The sequence below is a fragment of the Planococcus antarcticus DSM 14505 genome, assembly GCF_001687565.2.
In the GTDB taxonomy this organism is placed as follows: Bacteria; Bacillota; Bacilli; order Bacillales_A; family Planococcaceae; genus Planococcus; species Planococcus antarcticus.
Genome location: NZ_CP016534.2, coordinates 1728024 through 1748964, shown reverse-complemented (window position 1 = coordinate 1748964; position 20941 = coordinate 1728024). Strand labels below are relative to the sequence as shown.

Annotated in this window: 21 protein-coding genes, 3 pseudogenes and 1 other annotated feature; of the genes and pseudogenes, 7 read left to right on the top strand and 17 right to left on the bottom strand. The window is 44.0% G+C overall.

The window, feature by feature from the left end; translation table 11 throughout:
* Positions 1 to 193: 193 nt before the first annotated feature.
* Together BBH88_RS08715 and BBH88_RS08710 are read left to right on the top strand one after the other, a co-directional pair.
* Positions 194 to 736 (top strand): cysteine hydrolase family protein, encoded by a 543-nt coding sequence (locus BBH88_RS08715; protein ID WP_006831423.1) that lies wholly within the window; start codon positions 194 to 196, stop codon positions 734 to 736.
* A 90-nt stretch (positions 737 to 826) separates the two neighbouring features.
* The gene (locus tag BBH88_RS08710; protein WP_065536939.1) at positions 827 to 1087 is read left to right on the top strand and encodes a GlsB/YeaQ/YmgE family stress response membrane protein; all 261 of its coding nucleotides are present in this window, start codon (positions 827 to 829) and stop codon (positions 1085 to 1087) included.
* Positions 1088 to 1125: 38 nt separating this feature from the next.
* Here the strand turns inward: BBH88_RS08710 and BBH88_RS08705 are convergent, their stop codons facing one another.
* Entirely contained in the window at positions 1126 to 1764 is a 639-nt protein-coding gene (locus BBH88_RS08705) for a lytic transglycosylase domain-containing protein (RefSeq protein ID WP_065536940.1), read from the bottom strand.
* 157 nt (positions 1765 to 1921) lie between these two features.
* Between BBH88_RS08705 and mscL the strand changes: the two genes are divergently transcribed.
* Entirely contained in the window at positions 1922 to 2290 is a 369-nt protein-coding gene (gene mscL, locus BBH88_RS08700) for a large conductance mechanosensitive channel protein MscL (RefSeq protein ID WP_065536941.1), read from the top strand.
* Between the two features lie 8 nt (positions 2291 to 2298).
* On the opposite strand, the gene BBH88_RS08695 is transcribed toward mscL, so the two are convergent.
* The 4 genes from BBH88_RS08695 to BBH88_RS08685 form a co-directional block, all read right to left on the bottom strand.
* On the bottom strand, positions 2299 to 2862 hold the full coding sequence (locus BBH88_RS08695) for an SCO family protein (RefSeq protein WP_065536942.1): 564 nt from the start codon (positions 2860 to 2862) through the stop codon (positions 2299 to 2301).
* Between the two features lie 94 nt (positions 2863 to 2956).
* A complete protein-coding gene (locus tag BBH88_RS18825; RefSeq protein ID WP_006831430.1) occupies positions 2957 to 3085 on the bottom strand; it encodes a YvrJ family protein in 129 nt (42 codons plus the stop codon).
* Between the two features lie 586 nt (positions 3086 to 3671).
* Entirely contained in the window at positions 3672 to 3887 is a 216-nt protein-coding gene (locus BBH88_RS08690) for a DUF2922 domain-containing protein (protein ID WP_065536943.1), read from the bottom strand.
* 22 nt (positions 3888 to 3909) lie between these two features.
* The gene (locus BBH88_RS08685; protein ID WP_065536944.1) at positions 3910 to 4128 is read right to left on the bottom strand and encodes a DUF1659 domain-containing protein; all 219 of its coding nucleotides are present in this window, start codon (positions 4126 to 4128) and stop codon (positions 3910 to 3912) included.
* A 119-nt stretch (positions 4129 to 4247) separates the two neighbouring features.
* Here BBH88_RS08685 and BBH88_RS08680 point away from each other — a divergent pair, with 119 nt between their 5' ends.
* The gene (locus BBH88_RS08680; protein ID WP_065536945.1) at positions 4248 to 4682 is read left to right on the top strand and encodes a DUF2621 family protein; all 435 of its coding nucleotides are present in this window, start codon (positions 4248 to 4250) and stop codon (positions 4680 to 4682) included.
* Positions 4683 to 4696: 14 nt separating this feature from the next.
* Here the strand turns inward: BBH88_RS08680 and BBH88_RS08675 are convergent, their stop codons facing one another.
* The 5 genes and pseudogenes from BBH88_RS08675 to BBH88_RS08655 form a co-directional block, all read right to left on the bottom strand.
* Positions 4697 to 5197, bottom strand: a complete 501-nt coding sequence (locus tag BBH88_RS08675; protein ID WP_065536946.1) for a CcdC family protein — start codon at positions 5195 to 5197, stop codon at positions 4697 to 4699.
* Complete coding sequence (locus BBH88_RS08670; protein WP_065536947.1) at positions 5190 to 5513, bottom strand: thioredoxin family protein; 324 nt, start codon at positions 5511 to 5513, stop codon at positions 5190 to 5192. The genes BBH88_RS08675 and BBH88_RS08670 overlap by 8 nt, the downstream gene beginning before the upstream one ends.
* 24 nt (positions 5514 to 5537) lie before the next feature.
* A complete protein-coding gene (locus BBH88_RS08665; RefSeq protein ID WP_065536948.1) occupies positions 5538 to 6248 on the bottom strand; it encodes a cytochrome c biogenesis CcdA family protein in 711 nt (236 codons plus the stop codon).
* 410 nt (positions 6249 to 6658) lie between these two features.
* Positions 6659 to 8443, bottom strand: a pseudogene (locus tag BBH88_RS08660) (ABC transporter ATP-binding protein).
* A pseudogene (locus tag BBH88_RS08655) lies at positions 8443 to 8652 on the bottom strand (ATP-binding cassette domain-containing protein); the annotation flags it as partial. The pseudogenes BBH88_RS08655 and BBH88_RS08660, both read right to left, overlap by 1 nt.
* A 99-nt stretch (positions 8653 to 8751) precedes the next feature.
* On the opposite strand from BBH88_RS08655, the gene BBH88_RS08650 reads away from it, so the two are divergent.
* Positions 8752 to 9711, top strand: coding sequence for an IS30 family transposase (locus tag BBH88_RS08650; RefSeq protein ID WP_065536538.1), 960 nt, complete (start codon positions 8752 to 8754; stop codon positions 9709 to 9711).
* Positions 9712 to 9724: 13 nt separating this feature from the next.
* Here BBH88_RS08650 and BBH88_RS08645 read toward each other — a convergent pair.
* The 5 genes and pseudogenes from BBH88_RS08645 to BBH88_RS08625 all read right to left on the bottom strand — a co-directional run.
* Positions 9725 to 11179: pseudogene (locus BBH88_RS08645) on the bottom strand (ABC transporter transmembrane domain-containing protein); the annotation flags it as partial.
* Positions 11180 to 11693: 514 nt separating this feature from the next.
* Complete coding sequence (argH, locus tag BBH88_RS08640) at positions 11694 to 13067, bottom strand: argininosuccinate lyase (protein ID WP_006831438.1); 1374 nt, start codon at positions 13065 to 13067, stop codon at positions 11694 to 11696.
* The gene (locus BBH88_RS08635; RefSeq protein WP_193781246.1) at positions 13064 to 14299 is read right to left on the bottom strand and encodes an argininosuccinate synthase; all 1236 of its coding nucleotides are present in this window, start codon (positions 14297 to 14299) and stop codon (positions 13064 to 13066) included. Before BBH88_RS08635 ends, argH begins: the two co-directional genes overlap by 4 nt.
* A 135-nt stretch (positions 14300 to 14434) precedes the next feature.
* On the bottom strand, positions 14435 to 14995 hold the full coding sequence (locus BBH88_RS08630; protein WP_006831440.1) for a DUF3221 domain-containing protein: 561 nt from the start codon (positions 14993 to 14995) through the stop codon (positions 14435 to 14437).
* A gap of 98 nt (positions 14996 to 15093) precedes the next feature.
* A complete protein-coding gene (locus BBH88_RS08625; RefSeq protein ID WP_006831441.1) occupies positions 15094 to 16041 on the bottom strand; it encodes an MBL fold metallo-hydrolase in 948 nt (315 codons plus the stop codon).
* Between the two features lie 117 nt (positions 16042 to 16158).
* Positions 16159 to 16364: a binding site (T-box leader), on the top strand.
* Positions 16365 to 16413: 49 nt separating this feature from the next.
* Here BBH88_RS08625 and proC point away from each other — a divergent pair.
* Complete coding sequence (proC, locus tag BBH88_RS08620; protein ID WP_081487873.1) at positions 16414 to 17217, top strand: pyrroline-5-carboxylate reductase; 804 nt, start codon at positions 16414 to 16416, stop codon at positions 17215 to 17217.
* A gap of 46 nt (positions 17218 to 17263) precedes the next feature.
* Positions 17264 to 18280, top strand: a complete 1017-nt coding sequence (gene namA / locus BBH88_RS08615; protein WP_065536950.1) for an NADPH dehydrogenase NamA — start codon at positions 17264 to 17266, stop codon at positions 18278 to 18280.
* Positions 18281 to 18683: 403 nt separating this feature from the next.
* Here the strand turns inward: namA and rnz are convergent, their stop codons facing one another.
* Together rnz and BBH88_RS08605 are read right to left on the bottom strand one after the other, a co-directional pair.
* Positions 18684 to 19628 (bottom strand): ribonuclease Z, encoded by a 945-nt coding sequence (gene rnz / locus BBH88_RS08610; protein WP_065536951.1) that lies wholly within the window; start codon positions 19626 to 19628, stop codon positions 18684 to 18686.
* Between the two features lie 7 nt (positions 19629 to 19635).
* Positions 19636 to 20877 carry a DNA polymerase IV gene (locus tag BBH88_RS08605; protein WP_006831445.1) on the bottom strand — a complete coding sequence of 414 codons (1242 nt, stop codon included), beginning with the start codon at positions 20875 to 20877 and terminating at the stop codon, positions 19636 to 19638.
* Positions 20878 to 20941: the final 64 nt, after the last annotated feature.

Genomic DNA, 20941 nt, shown 5'->3' with positions numbered 1-20941 from the left:
AAAATGAGCAATGTATGAATAACAACAAAAATTATTGCTTGTCTATTCAGCTTTTCAACATTTTCGTATTGCATCAGGACCACCCCTTCTCCCTTAATAGTCTGATTATACTGAAAACAAAGTCTCATGACAAGCATTGTTTCTTTCGGAATTTTATGGTTTATAATCAAGAAAAAGAATAGGAGTGGAGTTAATGAAAAAAGCATTGTTGGTGGTCGATTATACGGTGGATTTTGTAGCAGAAAATGGCGCATTGACCTGCGGAGAACCTGGACAAGCTCTTGAAGAACCGATTTGTAAATTGACGGAACAGTTTTTGGAAGATGATGAACTGGTAGTAATGCCAGTCGATCTGCACGACAAAGAGGATGCCTTCCATCCAGAAGCGCAGCTTTTTCCTCCCCATAATATAAGAGGAACTGCTGGAAGAGAGCTTTACGGTCGCCTCGCAGAGGTCTATAAAGCAAATGCGAATCGCATCATATGGTTGGACAAAACGAGATACAGTGCATTTGCCGGCACCAATCTGGAATTGCTACTGCGTGAACGTAATATAGAAGAAATCCATATTGCTGGGGTATGTACGGATATCTGCGTGCTACACACTGCAGTCGATGCCTACAATAAGGGATACACGATTTTCATCCATGAAAATGGCGTCGCCAGCTTTGATCAGGCAGGACACGATTGGGCTTTGCGGCATTTCACCACTACCTTAGGCGCACATCTTTTATAATTTTTTTGTCCTTTAATGTTTCAACTGTACTAAATGGGGTTATACCTAGAGTGTAGCAATTATACATCACATTAAAAGGAGCTGGAAAAAATGGGTATTATTTTATATCTTATTATGGGTGGTATCATCGGTTGGATCGCGGGAATGATTTTAGGTAAAGACGTTCCAGGCGGCATTATCGGTAACATCATCGCAGGTATCGTTGGTGCCTGGTTAGGTGGATTAATTCTAGGAGATTTAGGTCCTGTCATTTGGGACGTAGCAATCATCCCTGCATTAATTGGTGCTTTGATCTTCGTATTCGTTCTTAGCCTGATTATGGGATCTATGAGAAAAGGCCGTAAAGCCTAATAATAAAGAGTGGACAATTGTCCACTCTTTTTTTGCGTTTAGTTATATTCCTCTTCGTATAGATTATAGTAATGAAGGACATCGGCTACATACTCTTCGCTGTGGTTATATTGGAAAATCGCGCTTTCCAGGTCACCTTCCGCTGCACCATTCTGCGACAAATAATTCGCTGCACTGTATAGGGAATCCGTTAGATTATAAGGATCCGCTATACCATCTCCGTTCCCATCAACTCCGTAGCCGCCATAGTACGCAATTACGTCAAGATTTGTCTTGTCTTCTTCGCTAATCTCACCTTGGCCTTTACCAGAACAAGTGGGGTGACTCCATCCGACAAATGTGCAGGGCATAAATTGCAGGTGCCCTTCTGCTCCAACCGGGGACAGCAAAGGATCCATAGTCGAAAATCTGGTTTCAATCCGGTGATGGGCAGCAAGCAAAGTCCAAGGAATGCTGTAGACCTCCCCCGCTTCTTTATAAAGTGGAATGTTTTCTTCCGGCACTTCCAGTTCAATTATTCGGCTTGGTGCTTCCTTGAGCGTATCCATCACGGAGGGCGAATTGAATAGCATAAAGAGAAGGATGCCGAGTGTACCAGCAACAATTACTGCCGGCACTAAAAGGATCAGACAGCCTAATTGACGCTTATATTTTTTGGGTATCTTCTTTTTTTTCATTTCTTCACACCTAATCATTCATTTGTTTCAGTGTAGCACACCTTCCCTTTCATTGCCGTTTCCCCGCGGATGGACCGCTTTGCAAAAATTCTGTATCGAGCTATATTATTCATTTTCTTCTGATACTATTAACAATTAAAAGCGGGAGGTGAATTTTATGTGGGAGAATTTCAAAAAATTCGCCTTGAAAGGAAACTTCCTTGACCTTGCTGTGGCCGTTGTTATCGGTACAGCTTTTGGGAAAGTGGTTTCTGCTTTAGTTGAAGATATCATTATGCCAGTGGTCGGAATATTGGTAGGTGGAGTCAGCGTCGAGAATTGGAGTTATACCTTTAATAAAGTAGTTTTGAATTACGGTTTATTTATACAAGCGATTATCGACTTTTTCATCATTGCTTTCTCGATTTTTGTGGTTATCCGTATTTTCACCAAACTAAAACGCAAAAAAGATTTGCCTGCTGAAGAAGAACCGGAAATTCTGCTTGAAATCAGAGATCTTTTAAAAAAAGAAAAAACCGGTCTATGACCGGTTTTTTACTTTTCTTCAATTAATTCGCGCAAATCGTTCTTAATATCTTCCACTGGCACATTCTCAAAGCCGTCGTAATTATTGACGACAACTCCATTCTGGTCTACCAAGTAGAAAGCTGTACCATGTATGACTTGATCGCTTTTGGGATCATTTCGCACAAAAGAATTAAAATTATCTTTCGCAAACTCCGATATCTCCGATTGCTCATAACCCGTAAGCAAATGCCAGTTGGATTCATCTGGAACCGAATATTGCGCCAAATATTCCTGCATGGTTTCCGGTGTATCAACATTTGGGTCTACACTGAATGCCACAATTTTGTATTCGTCTAACCCTTCCGCTTCGAGCTCTTCTTGGATTCCGCTCAAATTGAATGTCATCGGCAGGCACACCGTTTCACAGTTCGTAAAAACAAAAGTTGCCAGCCAAGGCGTACCTTTTAAATCTTTTAAAGACACCGAGTCTCCCCGATGATCTGTATAAGAAAATTCCTCAATTGTAGAACTGCCACATGCCCCTAAAAACAGAACCAGGCTCAGCAAAACTGAAAAAGAAATAAATCGCATGAGATTGCCTCCACTCTTTCATCCTTTTAATCATAGCGAAAGTGCAGAAACTCCACAACATATCTTACACCGTCATTGTCACAAATTTGTGAAGTTAGGACAGCTTTAATGTAATGAGTGCGTCATGAATGGCGACTAATTTCGTCTCCACGCGATGCATCAAATAAAAAGACACAAAAATGGGGAAACCAAGTTCCTGAATCCATTGCATCCACTCTGCCATTATTTTCACCTCTATTCTAGAATAGCGTAGGCAGCCATGTAGATTCGACGGGCATAAGACGCCTTGGCGAAGCGGCATCTTTTCAGCCGCACAGCCGAGGTGGCTTATGACCCAAGAATCTGGCTGCCGGAGTCTGGACAAAATGAATAGCGTAGGTAGCCATGTAGATTCGACGGGCATAAGACGCCTTGGCGAAGCGGCATCTTTTCAGCCGCACAGCCGAGGTGGCTTATGACCCAAGAATCTGGCTGCCGGAGTCTGGACAAAATGAATAGCGTAGGCAGCCATGTAGATTCGACGGGCATAAGACGCCTCGGCGAAGCGGCATCTTTTCAGCCGCACAGCCGAGGTGGCTTATGACCCAAGAATCTGGCTGCCGGAGTCTGGACAAAATGAATAGCGTAGGTAGCCATGTAGATTCGACGGGCATAAGACGCCTTGGCGAAGCGGCATCTTTTCAGCCGCACAGCCGAGGTGGCTTATGACCCGAAGAGCTGGGCGCCGGAGTCTGGACAAAGAATAGCGTAGGCAGCCTATTCATTCAACTATCTAAAAAAAGCTCTCCCGAGTCAGGAGAGCTTCTTACTTATACTTCGTACTCCACAATATTCCGTTCGACAATCCGTGCACCTTTGACAGTGCTGAGTGATGAACCTTCCACTTCGAAGACATCCTGCGTGATGATTGCCTGCATCCCTGCCAGCAATTCCGCATCTGTGACATCCGCGCGTGGTTCGTCCACGGTCAATGTGACATCTTTTCCTGTAGTGGTCGTGAAAATCAATTCCAATGTTTTTGCCATCTCTTACTCCTCCTTAAATTGTTTACTGATAGATCGTCATTGCAGATTGTTTTTCAACATCCATCAACGTTTTTGTTCCGAAGTTCGTCAATACAGCTGCCGTTTCGAAGATGCCGTCTGCGGTTGAAGCTTCTTTAACATTGAGGTACGATTTAAACTTTCTCTTTACTTTGCCGTTTGCATCCAAGCCATTGTCGTACGTGCAGCGGATGCTGGCGCTTTTAAAATCACTAAAGGCCATGTTTCTCACCTCCTTTCATTCGCTATATAGACACAGTTGGAAAAAAGAGATACATTTTTAATGAATTTCTTTCTAAACCCTTCTATAATAGAAGTAATGGAAAAATGAGGTGAAACAATATGGAACTGAGTGGCTGGTTTTTGTGGTTTATCCTATTTTGGGTAGTCGTGCTGGTGGGGCTTTTCGCAATTGGTGGATATTTCATGTTCAGAAAGTTCCTGAAGTCTATGCCGAAGGAAGATGGCCTTTCAGATTTGAACTGGGAAGAATATTACGTTGATAAAACCATCCATTTGTGGGGCGATGAAGAAAAGGCAATGTTAAATGAGTTAGTGCAGCCGGTTCCTGATTTATTCCGTCCTGTGGCAAAACAGAAAATTGCTGGCAGGATCGGGCAAGTCCTGCTTGAAGAAAAAGTCAAAAAGATGAAGCTGGAACACATCATTCGCGGTTATATTCTAGCAACTCCAAAACGCGACCATAAATTTTTAAGAAAAAAACTGGCTGAGATGGAAATCGATGTCCGTCCATACGAACGATACTTTGAACAGTAAAAAGCGCCATTCCCTTAAGTGGGAATAGCGCTTTTATCCTTTGCTGCGATTTTTTTGTATTGCCATAGCATGGACAGCCGCCATGGCCAAAGCATACCGAAAGCCAGGATCCAGAACATACCTCCCAATTCGCCGATATCTATGCTCGAACTCAATACTACTTTGCCAATAACACGCACTAGCAACAGCCCAAACAAGATAAAGACAAATGCTTTCGATTGCTTCAAATAAATATCGCCATTACGGACTTCGAATCTGGAGGTCCAGATTAAAACAGTTGAAAAAAGAATTCCGACGGCTAGGGCTTCGAAAATCTGCAAAGATGAAACACGGAAAAACGGGAAAATGAACATCAGGGCACCGGTCGACATAAAAAACGGCGGCAGGATGATTTTCTTGACCGAGGCCGGTTTTTTAGCCGATTTCGAACGAATAACCATTGCCAGTAACCCCATTGCAAACGCACCAATAGTTGTGACGACCAAATAAACTTCAGTGGGGATTTGATCAAACATTTAAACTCCCCTCCAGCTCATCCAATCTGCGACGCAATTCTTCAATCGGTACAAATCGTGCAAAGCGATGAATTTCCTTTCCTTGCCGGAATAATAGGACTACAGGTGCTGTAAAGAGCATCAACTGCCCTGCCAGTTCTGAAATTCTGGCTGCATTCACCAAGTAGAATGGCAGTTGGTAGTCATTTTCAAATGCTTCGACTTGAGGACGCAAACCTTCACAGACTGAGCAATTATCCGTCTTCACAAAAAGCAGAAACGACTGCCCTTCACCAATTTTTGATTGGTATTCTTGCATTCCGGAAATAGTTTCCATCCTTGTCACCTACTTACTGTTAAATTAGAATCCTTGGAAATCACCAAAGAACGGACCCAGGATACGGATTAGATACGTCATGCCATCGAAAAACAACAGAATACCTACTCCAATCATAACATAACCGCCGATCTTCATGATTTTCTGGTTATGTTTGCGGAGCCAGCCCATACGTGCAACGAAGAACGACAAGACGAAAAATGGAATCGCAAAGCCGAGTACGTATGCCAGCATATACCAGACACCCGACCCTGGATTGGCAGCAGCAAGCGCATAAATAGCCGCAGTGATTGGTCCTGTACACGGTGTCCAGCCGGCTGCAAACGCCAACCCGATAACGAATGTTCCTAAAAATCCAGCTGGGCGATTTTTAAATGAGAACTTTCGGTCTTGCATAAGGAATTTCGGTGAAAAGACACCGACAATCATTAGCCCGAACAAAACAATAAATATAGCACCTACTTGGCGGATCAATTCATCATAGCGGATAAACCATTCATAGAAGAACGATGTACTAAAACCGAGCGCAATGAAAATTGTTGAAAATCCTAATAAGAAAAACAGCGTATGGAACATCCCCCGTCGCTGCATCACTTTTTTATCGTTCTTAATTTCATCCATGGTCATGCCTGTTATATAGGATAAAAATGCAGGATACAAAGGCAGCGTACAAGGCGAAATAAAACTTAAAAAGCCTGCGCCAAAAGCCAAAAACAAATTAATATCAGATGCCACTGGTAATTCTCCTTCCTGTGCTCTTCCCATCTTATCAAATTTAAAGATGAAACACTGCTCTTGTACCTGTGAAATCTTTGTGGACAAATAAGCGACCAATTCATCCCATTAAATTCTTCTACTCTTAGTTTCAGCACATGCTGGCAGAATACCTCTATGTCTTTCACCACTTCATAAGCCGATCGAGCTAACAATTCTGTTAAAAATCGATTTCGAACCATTGTTTGTATGGCATTTTGGTTTTATAATCTTTGCTTGTTTAGTTTTTTGCTTGTTGACGTTTTTGAACTTTTCAGTAAAACCTTTTGTAGTTTGTTACATAGTAAGTAATAACAAACGTGTTGTGAATTTTCATTTGCAAAATGAACTCATTTATCAAAAAAAAGAACGGCCTGAGCCGTTCCTCCTGTTTACTCTACGATTCCGTTTTGCAGCAAATACATTTTATGGTACAAGCCCCGCTGCTGAAGCAATTGCTGATGTGTGCCCCGCTCCACAATTTCGCCTTGATACAGTACCAAAATAAGTTCTGCCTCTTGAATGGTACTAAGCCTGTGGGCGATTGCGATGGTCGTCCGCCCACGCCTCATGCATTCAAGACTAGCCTGTATGGCCACTTCCGTTTCGGTGTCGATACTAGCCGTTGCTTCATCCAGCACCAGAATTTTCGGATCGGTCGCCATCGTTCGCGCAAAAGCCACCAATTGCCGCTGGCCACTTGAAAAAGTGGATCCCCGCTCAGTCACTTTTTGGCTATAGCCATCCGGCAATGCTTCGATAAAGCGGTTTGCCCGGACAAATTCGGCTGCTTCCCGGACTGCCGCTGCCGCAATCGTTTGATCGTAGAGGCGGATATTACTCTCGATTGTGCCATAAAACAAGAAAGGATCCTGCAACACCAGCCCCATTTTTCTGCGCAATTCGTCTGTCTCATATTACTTCACTGATACGCCGTCTATGAGGATTTCACCTTTGTCAAATTCATAAAAGCGCATCAGTAAATTGATAATGGAACTTTTGCCGCTTCCCGTATGGCCAACAAGTGCAACGGTCTGTCCCGGCCACGCCCTAAAGGAAATATTCTTCAGAACCTCGGTATGGCCATCATAGGAAAAGCTGACGTCGCGAAATTCGATTTTGCCTCCCTCGATCTTAGCTGCGGCATCCGACTGCCGGGATGTTTTTTCTTGTTCATCCAGCAGTTGGAAAACGCGGGATGCAGCGACAATGGCCTGTTGAAATATCGACAGACGCTGCATGACTTGATTGATGAGTTCAAAAAAGCGATCGATATAGGTGACGAACGCATAGATGACTCCGACTTCGACTGTATTCGAAAATGAGGTAACCCCGAAATAGCTCAGCAGCATAATCAACGCCAATGCGTATACAAGATCGATAGCGGGACGTAGCAGTAAGCCGTCGATTTTAATATTCCGCTTGCCTGCCAGCCAATGCTTGTCATTGATTTCATTAAACTCGTCCTTGAGACGGGTTTAATGGCCAAAAGCCTGAATCATGCCCATGCCCTGCACCGATTCGGATAACTTGGCATTTAATTGCCCCAAACGCTCCCGTAAATCCTGGTAAAACACCGAGCTGTATTTTCGGTACAGGTAAATAATCCAACCGAGAATTGGCAGCAACACTAGCGTAATAAGTGCTAGACGGACGTTAAGGAAAAACATCGCGATGTAAACGCTGACTATCAAGAATGCACTTTGGACAAAGCCGATCAGCACGGTGACAAACATTTCCTTGATGGCTTCGGTGTCATTGGTGACGCGTGACACGATGCCACCAGCGGGAGTCTTATCAAAATAACGCATCCCAAGACTATGTACTTTGGTGAAAACATCAATCCGCAGTTGCTGGATAATCTTTAATGCTGCCTCTTGAAACTTCAGCAGTTGAAAATAGCTAATGATGACATTGGACGTTTGAATAAACAAATAGGCAGCGGCTAAACCAATGACCGGGCCCGTCGGAAAACTTCCCGGCGTCAAATAGTCATCGATAAAAATTTTGATGAGCAACGGACCGAGTACATCGCCAAGCACCGTCAAGATCAACAAACCCATCGCTAAAGCTAACATTTTCTTATGCGGCAGCAAGTATTGCAATAAACGCCCGAAGATGATCCATTGGTCCCGCCCGGTAAGTTTCTGTTGTTTTACGGTTTCTTTGGTCAGCATTACATCTCACCTCCTTGTTCGACAAGCGCTTCTAGTTGCTGCAGCTCATACATTTCACAATAACGTCCTTGTTTCCTCATCAGCTCTTCATGGGAACCGATTTCGACAATTGTACCGTCGTCCATCACCAGGATTTGATGCGCATGCTGGATGGCGCTCAATCGATGAGAAGTGATGATGGTAGTTTTTCCAATCCGTGTTTTTTTCAATTCGCCGATTGTAAAATTAAGCTAGACAACTGAAAAAGCCATTCGTGATACACTCTAAATGTATTTTCCGACCAAAGAAAAACAGAGGAGTGATCACGAATGACCTACACCCATCTTACCACGGATGAATTGGTGATGATAGAATCCTACCACCGCCAACATATACCTGTGGCGATAATTGCAGAATGCCTGAACCGTTCCAGGCAGCCGATCTATAATGTCATCAACTTCCTGAAATCGGGCTATACAGCTCTCGATTTCTACAAACAATACAAGAAAAACAAACAACGCTGCGGCCGACGAAAACTGGTCTTGCCGAAGAAACAAGTTGTCTATATTCAAGACAAGGTGGCGCAGGGATGGACGCCTGATGTCATTGTCGGCCGTGCAGAAACGGTGATCGATTGTTCCGCACGCACGCTCTATCGCATGTTCAAAAATCAGGTCTTTGATGTAGCCACACTGCCCATGAAAGGGAAACGAAAACCCAATGGGCACGAGGAACGCCGCGGAAAGCAGGCGTTCAAACGACATATTTCCGAACGAGAAACCGACTATCCTTCTTTCCAAAAAGAGTTCGGACATATCGAAGGCGACACCATTGTGGGCGCCCGCCACAAAAGTGCGGTGATCACGCTGGTCGAACGGCTGACGAAAGTCATCATCGCCTTGAAGCCTGCGGGACGCAAGGCATGCGATATTGAAACTACGCTGAATCAGTGGTTTCAAGGGGTCCCGAGAAATCTGTTCAAATCCATCACCTTTGATTGCGGGAAGGAATTCTCCAATTGGAAGCCGCTGTGCAACCGGCACGACGTCTCGATTTACTTTGCGGATCCCGGAACGCCTTCCCAGCGCGCCTTGAATGAAAATTCCAACGGACTCCTTCGAAAAGACGGCTTGGCAAAGGAAATGGATTTCAACCAGGTCGATCAACCGTTCATTTCCGCGGTGGCTGACAAGCGGAATAATATCCCGCGGAAGTCGCTGGATTACCGTACACCCCTGGAGGCATTTTTGAGTCACCTGAATGGAATGGATTTGTCTAGCTTATATTGACAAACGGAAATTCCTTTAGAATCGCTTTTTCTGTTTTGGCATCCACCGCAGACAGCGAATCGTCCAAAATCAACAGCTCAGGCTTTGTCATCAATGCCCGCGCAATGGAAATCCGTTGCTTTTGTCCGCCAGATAACGACACACCACGTTCTCCAACCATTGTGGCGTAGCCATCTGTGAAATTCAGGATATCTTCATGAATATGCGCCAAACTAGCAGCCTCTGAACTTCCACTAGGCTTGCATCCGATCGCGCAAATGCGATATTGCCGGCAATACTAGTAGAAAATAGGAAATGGTCTTGGGGAACATAGCCGATCACCTGCCGCAAACGCTGTTTTTTAAAGCTATCGATAGAATAGCCACCGAATAGGATTGAGCCTTCGTAGTTATCAAATTCACGCAAGAGCAGACGAAGAATAGCAGACTTTCCGGAACCGGTCTTGCCTGCTATCCCAAGCGTCTCACCATGTCTGACCTTGAAATAGACATCTCTGAGTGCCTCCCGTTGATCTCCGGTAAATTTAAAGCGATCCAGCGAAACAATCAGGTCACCTGATGGATTTTCATCGATGGCATCTTCACGATCGTCGATGTCAATCGGTTCTGCCAGCAGCAAACGGATGCGGTCATACGAAGCACGGCCGCGTTCCACGATATTGAAAAGCCAGCCGAAGGCCCAGCATCGGCCATACCAACAAACCAAGATAGGCAGTAAAAGCAATCAAATCACCAATGGTCATATCGCTGTTCACTAAGAAATAAGACCCAAAACTGATGGTCAGAAAATAGCAAATACCGATAATTGCAGGAATTGTCGGATCAAATAAGGAATCTACGCGCGCTACTCGTATATTTTCATTCACGACCCGTTCTGACAGGTTGGTAAAATCCTCTATGTCCTGCTGCTCCTGTCCAAAGGTCTTGATAACCTTCATTCCGGAAATACTTTCCTGCGTCTTGTCGTTCAACCCTGAAAATGCCTGCTGCGCTCCATGAAGCCGCTGGTGCACCAGTTTGCCGTAGTAATTGGTCATATAAGCCATCAATGGCATTGGCAGCAGCACGATTAGCGTCAACTTCCAATCGATTGTGATGGCCATAGCAGCGATGACAAAGCCGGCTGTTTGTTGAACTGCCTGCAGATCATTGGTGGCATGCGCCATCAAATCACCAACACGCCGTTTTTGGTAGAAAGCCGGGGACATTTTTGTGAAATGCTGAAACAGCTGCTCCCGCTGATTTCGTGCCCACAGGATGGACGAACCAAATACCAGCCGCCGCCATACATATCTGAGCACATACATTGCTAAGGCAGCCGCTGCCAGAATCCCCAGCCATTGGAGCAGATATTCCGGTGTCAAAGTACCCTGACTGATGCGGTCGACTACAAATCCGATAATACGCGGAGGCAAAACTCCGAGAAATGCAACAATCATCAACAGGAAAATTCCCGTCATGTATTGCATTTTACTCCTTGCTGTTTTATGTTTTTGTGTGGTTTACCTTACCCGTGATATGCGTTTAAATTAAATTCCTAATTACAACCGGAATTTTTCGCTGTTACTATTCTACTAATTAGTTGCTGAAATATATTCAAAAAAAAAAAAGAGCGACAGGCGGCAAAGTGTAAAGAGGTGCTTCTGCATTGCTGCGCGACAAAGCGGCTACCGAAATGCTGATTTCTAAGTTCAATTCACCTAATTGAACAAGTTGGTTTTCATTGGACCAATACAGTATTTTTCATCTCATTTATTATAGCGAGTATTGTTAACTATTGGAAAGACAATCTTTCGACTTGTGAAATAAATCAAACTTCTTGATAGACTCGATCTCCTCTCCCCATTTATTTCTAGTAAAGCTGCAAAGCAATAAAAAACGACAAAAAAATAAAAGCCGATTTTCCATAGGGGAATAGAAAAATCGGCTTTTATGGACCGCTGGCGGGTACCAATCGCGAGCGGCTTTATAGTATGGACTTAGTTACCCGATGAGTTGCTTGGCAAGTCCCAATTGATGATGTACTTGTTCAAAACCTGTGCCGCCCAGAGAGTTTCTTCGCTCTACTGCTGTTCTTGGCTTTAAGGTATTATAAATATCTTCATCAATTAACGTACTCGCTTCTTGAAGATCAGCAAGTGGCAAATCTTTCAGGAAATAACCGCGCTGGATGCAAGTGAAAACCAGTTTCCCGGTCACATCATGCGCTTCACGGAACGGCATGCCTTTGGCAGCCAGATAATCCGCCAATTCTGTAGCATTAGAGAAATCGGAATGCACCGCTTTTTCCATGGAATCTGCACGGACTGTCATGGTGCGAATCATGCCTTCGAAAATCGGCAATGAGCCCATCAAGGTATGGACCGTGTCGAACATGCCTTCCTTGTCTTCCTGCATGTCCTTATTATAAGCCAGTGGAAGACCTTTCAATGTCGTCAGCAATCCGAAAAGATTGCCATAGACGCGCCCAGTCTTGCCACGAATCAGTTCCGCCATATCCGGATTTTTTTTCTGCGGCATGATACTTGATCCTGTCGAGAAGGTATCATCCAGCTCGATAAAACGGAATTCTTCGCTGGACCAAAGAATAATTTCTTCGGCAAAACGCGACATATGCATCATCAATATCGATGAATTGCTAAGGAACTCCAAAATAAAATCACGATCACTAACGGCATCTAAGCTGTTTTGGTAAACGTTTGAAAAACCTAGAAGCTCTGCCGACATTTCACGGTCGATTGGAAACGTTGTGCCGGACATCGCACCAGCTCCAAGCGGAGAAATATCGATACGCTTTAATGATTCCATCAACCGTTCTTTGTCGCGCTGCAGCATCCAGAAATAAGTCATTAAATGATGCCCAAACGAAATCGGCTGTGCACGCTGAAGATGTGTATAGCCAGGCACAATGGTTTCGACATGCGTTTCCGCTTGCGTGACGATGGCGTCCTGGAAAGCCGTAACGGCTTCGATAATCTCTCCAACACGGTTTTTCAAATACAAATGCATATCGGTCGCTACTTGGTCGTTACGGCTTCTTGCTGTGTGCAGTTTGCCGCCGACAGGACCGATTTCATCGATTAACTGTTTTTCTAAATTTAAGTGGATGTCTTCATTCGATACACTGAATTCCAAATCGCCGTCATGCGCTTTCTGTTTCAGCGTCTCGAGACCGGATAAGATAAGCTCCCCATCTTCTTTAGAAAGAATCTGGCAAGCAACCAGCATTTTCACATGCGCTGTGCTGCCTTCCAGATCCTCCATTACCAGCTTTTGATCATAGGAAATGGAAGCACCAAACTCATCAACCCACTGTTCGGCCGATTTTTGAAAACGGCCGCCCCACAGTTTGGTCATGCTTTCACCTTCTCTTTCAAGTCTTCAGGAACCGCCACTTCTTTTTTGTTGACCATTGAGTTAACAACTGTCGGAAGACCCCATAGTTCGATAAAGCCGACTGCAGATGCATGGTTGAATGTATCATCTGTCGAATAAGTTGCCAATTGCTCATTGTAAAGCGAATTTGCCGATTTACGACCTTCGATAATGGCATGTCCTTTAAACAGTTTGACACGTACTGTTCCGTTAACAAAAACTTGTGTTTCTTTCAGGAATGCTTCTAGTGCAGTACGCAGCGGAGAGAACCAAAGACCTTCATAAATCAATTCAGTCAGTTTTTTTTCGATAACTGGCTTGAAATGGGCCATTTCTTTTACCAAAGTAATATCTTCGAGCTCTTTATGCGCTGCAATTAAAGTCATCGCTGCAGGTGCTTCATAGATTTCACGTGATTTAATGCCGACCAGTCTGTTTTCGATATGGTCAATTCTTCCTACACCGTGTTTACCAGCAATATCATTTAACTCAAGAATTAGTTTTGAGAATGAGTACGATACGCCATTCAATTGAGTCGGAACACCGTTAACAAATTCAATTTCGACAACGTCGGCTGTATCTGGCGTATTTTCAAGTGCATTTGTGATGTCATAAGCTTCTTCTGGCGGCGTCGTCCACGGATTTTCCAAGACGCCACATTCGTTTGCACGGCCCCATAGATTTTGATCGATCGAGTACGGGCTATCTAAATTGACGGGAATCGGAATATTATGCTCTTTGGCATAAGCGATTTCTTCGTCACGTGACCATCCCCACTGACGCACTGGTGCTACGACTTCAAGGTTTGGATTTAATGATTTAATCGAAACTTCAAAACGCACTTGATCGTTGCCTTTTCCTGTGCAGCCATGCGCAACGGCAGTTGAACCAGTAGCTTCTGCGATTTCGACCAATTTTTTCGAAATCAGTGGACGTGATAAAGCAGAGACTAATGGGTATTTCCCTTCATATAAAGTATGAGCCTGCAGTGAAATCAATGCATATTCATCCGCAAATTCGTCTCTTGCATCGATCATATAACTCTCAACTGCTCCAACCTGAAGCGCTTTTTGTTTAATGAAATCCAAATCTTTTCCTTCCCCGATATCCAGGCACACTGCGACAACGTCGTAGCCTTGACCTTTTAGCCATGGAATGGCCACCGATGTATCTAATCCACCTGAGTATGCGAGTACAATCTTTTTATTCAATATGAAAACCTCCAATGTATTTTTATGCAATTTTTTAAATGAATATACACATCATATCATGGATATTTGACAAGTGCAAGCCATAAAACCAGAAAATCTTCACAAAAAAACAGCAGCTAGAGCTGCTGTTTCTTTTCTTCATTCATTTTCTTCTCCACCAATTGTATATTCATGTGTATCAAGATCTATCCGAACTTCAGACATTTCTCCTGTTTCCATATTGCTAAACAAGAAGCCAATCTCATTATCTCTGACTATCGGCTGTCCCATCATGATCAATCTCGACAATTGCTCTGTATTGATAAATGCCTCGAGTGCTTCTGATTGTTCGACGGAATCTTCATCGGTCAGGATAGTGATGGTCTCTGCTTCCCCTTGCATCGGGAAGGACTCGGCAAGCGGCCCCTGATAGTCCATGCTGACTTTCATGCCAGTACGAATGTCTCGAATCACGCCTTCTGTCGTTTCAGCGCCATCGCTGAACTGGACCTTAACATCTTCAGGAATGCTGAAATAAATATTGTTGACGAGGATGCTTTCTCCGCTAACTTGTGTGATAAATCCTTCTTCAGTCATGCTTTCCTGATCGACTGCCATTTCTGCTTTTTCCGGTTCCTCTGTTTCAGCCGGTTCGGCTTCTTCATTTGAACATGCGGCAAGCAAGAAGACACTAGCTACTAATAAACTCCATTTTTTCAAAGCTACCCAATCCTTTTCCTATATATTCATGATGTCGTAAACACTGACGGTTTAATTTTACATGTTGCACGGAATAGTTGCAATTATCAGCTTTGATTTCAAACCTTATTGTAGTAGAAGATGCCGTCATCACCTAAACGTTCTGAAATCAGCCCTTCTTCTTGCAGGTAGTCAATTTGACCAATTGTCTCAGATAAAGTCAGACCTAGTTCTTTTTCATAGGCGTGAGAAAACAATTCTTTCGTAAGTTCATAGACTGTGAGGTTTCTTTCGCCAATCATGCCAAGTGCCTTCATGGCCCGCTGATGCTGCTTTGCTAAACGAGAAGTGATCAACTCATTGATATTACGTACTTCTTCACCATGTCCGCTGTAAATCACATCTATTGGCATTTTCAATAGTCGGCTGAGTGAAGCATTGTATTGCAGCAGCGACTTCGGACGCCCTTGCGCTGGGTCTAATGGTGGTTCGATCAGTGGATTGGATGATACCTTTGCAATAACATGGTCGCCCCCAATCATCTCATGCGTTTCTTTGTTCCAGAATGACAGATGGCTTTGGGCATGCCCAAGCGTTTCGAGAACTTCCCATTCTGGATGACCCGGCAAAGTATCGCCTTCATTAATGGCTTTGTCCAAAGGCCGACTACCCATCAAGTTCAAAGGACGTTTCATTTTTTTGACCCAAAACTGCAGATCGCCCGGCACTCCTTCCTCCTTCAGTCTTTCCATATAGAACGCATCGTGGTATTCAAAAAAATCTTGATCGCGGCGAAGCCACAGGTCATTATACGGATGCCCGTATAGTTTTGCATTTTCAAAGCCATCTACCCACCCAGCGTGATCAGGGTGGTGATGAGTTAGCACGACTTGTTCTACATCTCCTGGTTCTGCGCCAAACTCTTTAAGACCTGCTTTAATGGCCATCCAGGCTTCGGGTGTTTTTGGACCTGTATCAATCAAAGTCAGCATATCGCCTTTTAATAGATAAGAATTAACATCTCCAACTGCAAATGGTGTTGGTATAATAATTTTATGTAGAGTCATAATTACCATCTCCTTAAATGAATCACTATTCAACTATCATACATGGAAAACAGAAAGCCGTCACGCCTTTAAGAGATTTGACAAAAGCTTGCTCTATCCTCTATAATTTATAAACATATGTGAGCGAAGATAAAGACCAGTACACAAAGTGATGGTGTAAAGAGAGTGCAGCTTTAGCTGAAATGCGCACCCCCTCTCCTTTGTGGAACCTCCTTTTGAGCTGTCGTGAAAACACGACCGTTTGTCCGCGTTATGGATATCGAGTAGTGTCTTAATGGCAAACTTAGGTGGTACCGCGGAAACAAAGCGTTTTCGTCCTTGTATAAACAGGGATGATTGCGCTTTTTAATTTGAGGAAAGAGAGTGAGTTAAATGAAAATAGTCTGTGTAGGAGCCGGATCGATGGCAGAGTCCATGATCCACGGCTGGATCAATAAGCGAATTATGAAACCAGAAGAAATTTCGGTGATGAACCGATCTGATCAAGATCGACTGGAGTTTTTGAGCGATGAATACGGCGTCAATATCGTCTGCCAAGACAAGACCGAGCTGAAAGATGCTAATTTCATCTTATTGGCGATGAAGCCAAAAGATGTAGAAGTTGCACTCAGTGGAATCAAAGATAAACTGACTGGCAATACCGTTATTGTATCAGTAGCTGCAGGTGTTTCGATTAAAACCATCCAAAAGCATGTTGGTGAATTCCCAGTAGCCCGCGCGATGCCGAATACATCCGCTAAAGTGGGCAAGTCGGCTACCGGAGTGGCATGGAGTAAACATGTATCGAAGGAACAGCAGCATGAATTGCGCAATCTATTGTCCTCAATAGGTAGCGTGACGGTCGTAGCAGAAGAACAATTGCATGCTGTTACAGGCGTTGCGGGCAGCGGACCAGCTTATATTTATTATTTTGCGGAAGCGATGACTGAAGCCGCCGTCGCGAATGGCCTATCAAACGCTGATGCAACAAAACTGGTGCGCCAAACTTTTGCGGGCGCCGCTGAAATGTTACAGCAGGAAGATTTCGCTGAATTGCGCATAAAAGTCACAAGCCCTAACGGCACAACTGCCGCCGGTCTTGACTCTTTAGCAGAAAACAACTTTAAAAATATTGTTGGTCAATGTGTAACCAAAGCTTCCAACCGATCCAAAGAGCTCGGAAAAGAATTTAAGTAAATTCTTCTGTATACTTTATAGTTGTGTATATAGAAGGAGGATGTTTATGGCGAAATTGTTTGAACCCTTTACAATTAAAGAAACTGTTTTCAAAAACCGCATCGTAATGGCGCCTATGTGCATGTACCAATGCGATCAAGAAGACGGCAAAGTGACGGACTGGCATCGTGTCCACTACCCAACCCGCGCAGTTGGAGGTGTTGGCCTCATCATTACCGAAGCGACGGCTATCCAGCCAGAGGGACGCATTTCGTCAAGAGACCTTGGCATTTGGAATGACAACCACATTGACGGCCAAGAGGAAATTGTCCGATTGATGAAACAAAATGGAGCCAAAACCGGTATTCAATTGGCCCATGCTGGTAGAAAAGCTACAATTGATAGTGAGATTTACTCTGCCAGCGCCATTGCTTTTGATGACAACTATAAAATACCGAAAGAAATGTCTATAGAAGATATCGAAGAAACAATTGAAGCTTTTAGAAATGGAGCGATTCGTGCAAAAAAAGCCGGATTTGATGTTATCGAAGTTCATGCTGCACATGGCTACTTAATCAACCAATTCCTGTCACCTTTAACAAATAAACGTACCGACCTTTATGGAGGCAGCGCAAAAAACCGCTACCACCTGTTGAGTCAGGTCATTGATGCAATCAATGAGGTATGGGATGGCCCGCTATTTGCCCGTATCTCTGCACATGATTACAGCGAAGGCGGCATGACACCGGAACAATATGTGGAAATGTGCCAATGGATGAAGCAGCAGGGTGTTGATTTGATTGATGTCAGCTCTGGTGCTGTTGTACCTGCTCGTATTCCTGTGTTCCCTGGCTATCAGGTGCCATTTGCGGAAACCATTAAAAAGCATACTCCGATAGCAACTGGAGCGGTTGGCTTAATCACCAGTCCGCTGCAGGCAGAGGAAATTCTTCGAAATGACCGCGCGGATCTGGTCTTCCTAGCCCGCGAGTTGCTTCGCGACCCTTATTGGGCATACACAGCTGCAAAAGTACTGGACGCGGATATCACGGCTCCAGTGCCGTATGAACGCGGCTGGGTATAAGTCGGTTGCAAAATATTTCAGATTTAGTATACTAAAGGTAACGTAAAAAACCGAATGCGTGAGCATTCGGCCAGCTGTATGCCGCCACGAGAGCGGTTGGCTGGAATAGAGGCTTAAAAAATAACCGTCATTCCACGCCACATGGGACGGTTATTTTTTTTTGTTGATGACCAAAATCATTGAAACGACGAGTGTCAAAGCGCTGATCGTTAACCCGATACTCGTAAAAACGAGACCGAATGATTCTGCAATGGTCATGTTACCACCCCCTTTCTTGGGGAATGGCCAAACCGCCCTCATACAGCTGTAACTTTATTTTATCACAAAAAGAACGTACGTTCTATTATTTCCGTAAATAATTTTACTTTTTACTAAAAAAAGCCATCTTTTGAGGATGACTTACTTATTTTTTCCTTATTTTTTTATCATGTTGCAACCACTCAAATTCAGCGAAATCTTGGGCAATAAATCCTCGCGGGTGAATTTCCTTCATCTGTTTCAGCAATAGTTTATCATCTTCTGGCAGAAAACGAGCACTGATGTGATTCAAAATCAATGTAGTGGCACCGGCCAGACGCGCAGTTTCTGCTGCATCATAGACGGTTGAATGGCCGTATTCTCCGGCCATTTTTTTAGAAGTTCCGTCAAACGTTGCTTCGTGAACCAAAACATCCGCCCCGCGCCCCAATTCTACAGCTGCCTCACAATAACGAGTGTCTCCAAGAATCGTCACGATAAACCCAGGCTCCTCGGGTTCTGTGACATCTCCGCTCCGAACCCATCGACCATCCGTGATTTCCACATCTCCTCCGTTTTTCAGTTTCGCCAGTAGTGGACCTTTTGGGACTCCAAGCGCCAATGCTTTATTGACCATTAATTTTGGCGGTAACGGCTTTTGAATAATGCGAAAACCATAAGATGGGATTACATGATTGAGCAACCGGGTCTCCACTGTCATCAGCTCGTCTTCAAATAACACACCCTCTGTCAGTTCATGGTAGACAATTCGATAAGTCAAGTGAGTCCGGCTGAGCGTTAACGTCATTTCGACAAATTCTTTTATTCCTGATGGTCCATAAATTTCAAGAGGTTCATCTCCTCCTTGAAATGAACGAGAGCCGAGTAAACCTGGCAAACCGAAAATATGGTCTCCGTGCATATGGCTGATAAAGATTTTTTCGATTTTGCGTGGCTTTATAGTAGTATGAAGAATTTGATGCTGCGTCGCTTCTCCGCAGTCAAACAACCAGACAGTTCCCCTTTCTTCGAGCAATTTCAGTACCAGCGCGGAAGTGTTGCGTTGTTTAGAAGGCATCCCGGCACCGGTGCCAAGAAATAATAATTGCATGTTTTCCCTACTTTCTCTCATGATCATGATCGTCCAGAAAATCTTTGCTGAAGCTTGTTTTGGAATCATAATTTGCTTTTTTAATTTTTGTTCCTCGTGTTAATATGCTTTTTCCAAAACGGCTTTCCAATTTAGCCATCAAATCAAGGATTGGTTCTTCTTTGGCATGCTCTTGAAAATTAAAAATCGATAATTGTTCTGTCATATCACCTTTATCTGCGACATTCGATACTGTAACGCCAATCAGTCGCAAAGGTTCGCCGTTCCAATGCCTGGTGAATAATTGCCAAGCATTCCGGTGAATATCGTCTGCTTTCCAAACCGTATTGTTTAGCGTGACGCTTCGGGTTCTGTTTTTCCAATCAGAGCTACGGGTTTGAATACTGACCGTGGGGCCGGCTAATTCTTTCGCTTCCAGTCGATTAGCCACTTTTTCACTAAGCTGCCGAAACAATGCTTTTAATTTTTGTTCATCCGTTTCATCTACTGGTAAAGTTGTTGATGTCCCAACACTTTTTGTATCATAGATCGAATCGGGATCGACTGCCCGGTCGTCGATTCCATTTGCACGCGACTGCAGACGGCCACCGTTTTTCCCCATCTTTTCTTTGACCAATCCTTCATTTGCTGTGGCCAGCTCACCGATGGTTTCAATTTTCAAGATTTTCAACCGAGCTGCCGTACTGTCGCCAATGCCGTGCATATCAATTACCGGTTTTGGCCATAGCAATGCCTGAATGTCACGCTTTCTCAATATCGTAATGCCCATCGGTTTTTTCATGTCGGAAGCTGTTTTTGCCAAAAATTTATTGGGTGCAATGCCAATCGAACAGGGTAAATCCAATTCAGCGAGCAGACGTTGTTGTATGTTTTTAGCGATTTCCAATGCATGCCGCTGTTGCGTCAATTCCGTCACGTCTAAGTAGCCCTCATCAATCGATACCGGCTCTACCATATCCGTGTAGGAACGCAATATTTCAAACATCGCTTTGGAAGCTGCTCGATAGCGCTCAAAATTGGGTGGCAGCAACAAGAGACCAGGGAATTTCCGCTTGGCTTCATGCACTTGCATCGTCGTATAAATACCGTGTGCTCTAGCTTCATAAGAACATGTGACAATAATACCTTTCCGTTCTTTCGGATTGCCGGCGATGGCAATGGCTTTCCCTTTCAGCTCTGGATTATGCGATTGTTCGACTGACGCATAAAAACTGTTCATATCAATGTGAAAAATAACTCGGCTAGCCATAAAGCGCTCTCCACTTTTCTTTTTTCTTTCAGTGTATCAAAAAAAGAGAGAACATACATCCTGT

Bases quoted from the DNA above. Each gene is read 5' to 3' on its own strand.
- namA (WP_065536950.1), top strand. From the start codon at position 17,264: ATGGCGAAATTGTTTGAACCCTTTACAATTAAAGAAACTGTTTTCAAA.
- BBH88_RS08685 (WP_065536944.1), bottom strand. From the start codon at position 4,128: ATGGCCTTTAGTGATTTTAAAAGCGCCAGCATCCGCTGCACGTACGAC.
- BBH88_RS08690 (WP_065536943.1), bottom strand. From the start codon at position 3,887: ATGGCAAAAACATTGGAATTGATTTTCACGACCACTACAGGAAAAGAT.
- BBH88_RS08650 (WP_065536538.1), top strand. From the start codon at position 8,752: ATGACCTACACCCATCTTACCACGGATGAATTGGTGATGATAGAATCC.
- BBH88_RS08695 (WP_065536942.1), bottom strand. From the start codon at position 2,862: ATGCGATTTATTTCTTTTTCAGTTTTGCTGAGCCTGGTTCTGTTTTTA.
- BBH88_RS08605 (WP_006831445.1), bottom strand. From the start codon at position 20,877: ATGGCTAGCCGAGTTATTTTTCACATTGATATGAACAGTTTTTATGCG.
- BBH88_RS08710 (WP_065536939.1), top strand. From the start codon at position 827: ATGGGTATTATTTTATATCTTATTATGGGTGGTATCATCGGTTGGATC.
- proC (WP_081487873.1), top strand. From the start codon at position 16,414: ATGAAAATAGTCTGTGTAGGAGCCGGATCGATGGCAGAGTCCATGATC.
- BBH88_RS08680 (WP_065536945.1), top strand. From the start codon at position 4,248: ATGGAACTGAGTGGCTGGTTTTTGTGGTTTATCCTATTTTGGGTAGTC.
- BBH88_RS08670 (WP_065536947.1), bottom strand. From the start codon at position 5,513: ATGGAAACTATTTCCGGAATGCAAGAATACCAATCAAAAATTGGTGAA.
- BBH88_RS18825 (WP_006831430.1), bottom strand. From the start codon at position 3,085: ATGGCAGAGTGGATGCAATGGATTCAGGAACTTGGTTTCCCCATTTTT.
- rnz (WP_065536951.1), bottom strand. From the start codon at position 19,628: ATGCAATTATTATTTCTTGGCACCGGTGCCGGGATGCCTTCTAAACAA.
- BBH88_RS08715 (WP_006831423.1), top strand. From the start codon at position 194: ATGAAAAAAGCATTGTTGGTGGTCGATTATACGGTGGATTTTGTAGCA.
- mscL (WP_065536941.1), top strand. From the start codon at position 1,922: ATGTGGGAGAATTTCAAAAAATTCGCCTTGAAAGGAAACTTCCTTGAC.
- BBH88_RS08705 (WP_065536940.1), bottom strand. From the start codon at position 1,764: ATGAAAAAAAAGAAGATACCCAAAAAATATAAGCGTCAATTAGGCTGT.
- BBH88_RS08675 (WP_065536946.1), bottom strand. From the start codon at position 5,197: ATGTTTGATCAAATCCCCACTGAAGTTTATTTGGTCGTCACAACTATT.
- argH (WP_006831438.1), bottom strand. From the start codon at position 13,067: ATGACCAAACTGTGGGGCGGCCGTTTTCAAAAATCGGCCGAACAGTGG.
- BBH88_RS08625 (WP_006831441.1), bottom strand. From the start codon at position 16,041: ATGACTCTACATAAAATTATTATACCAACACCATTTGCAGTTGGAGAT.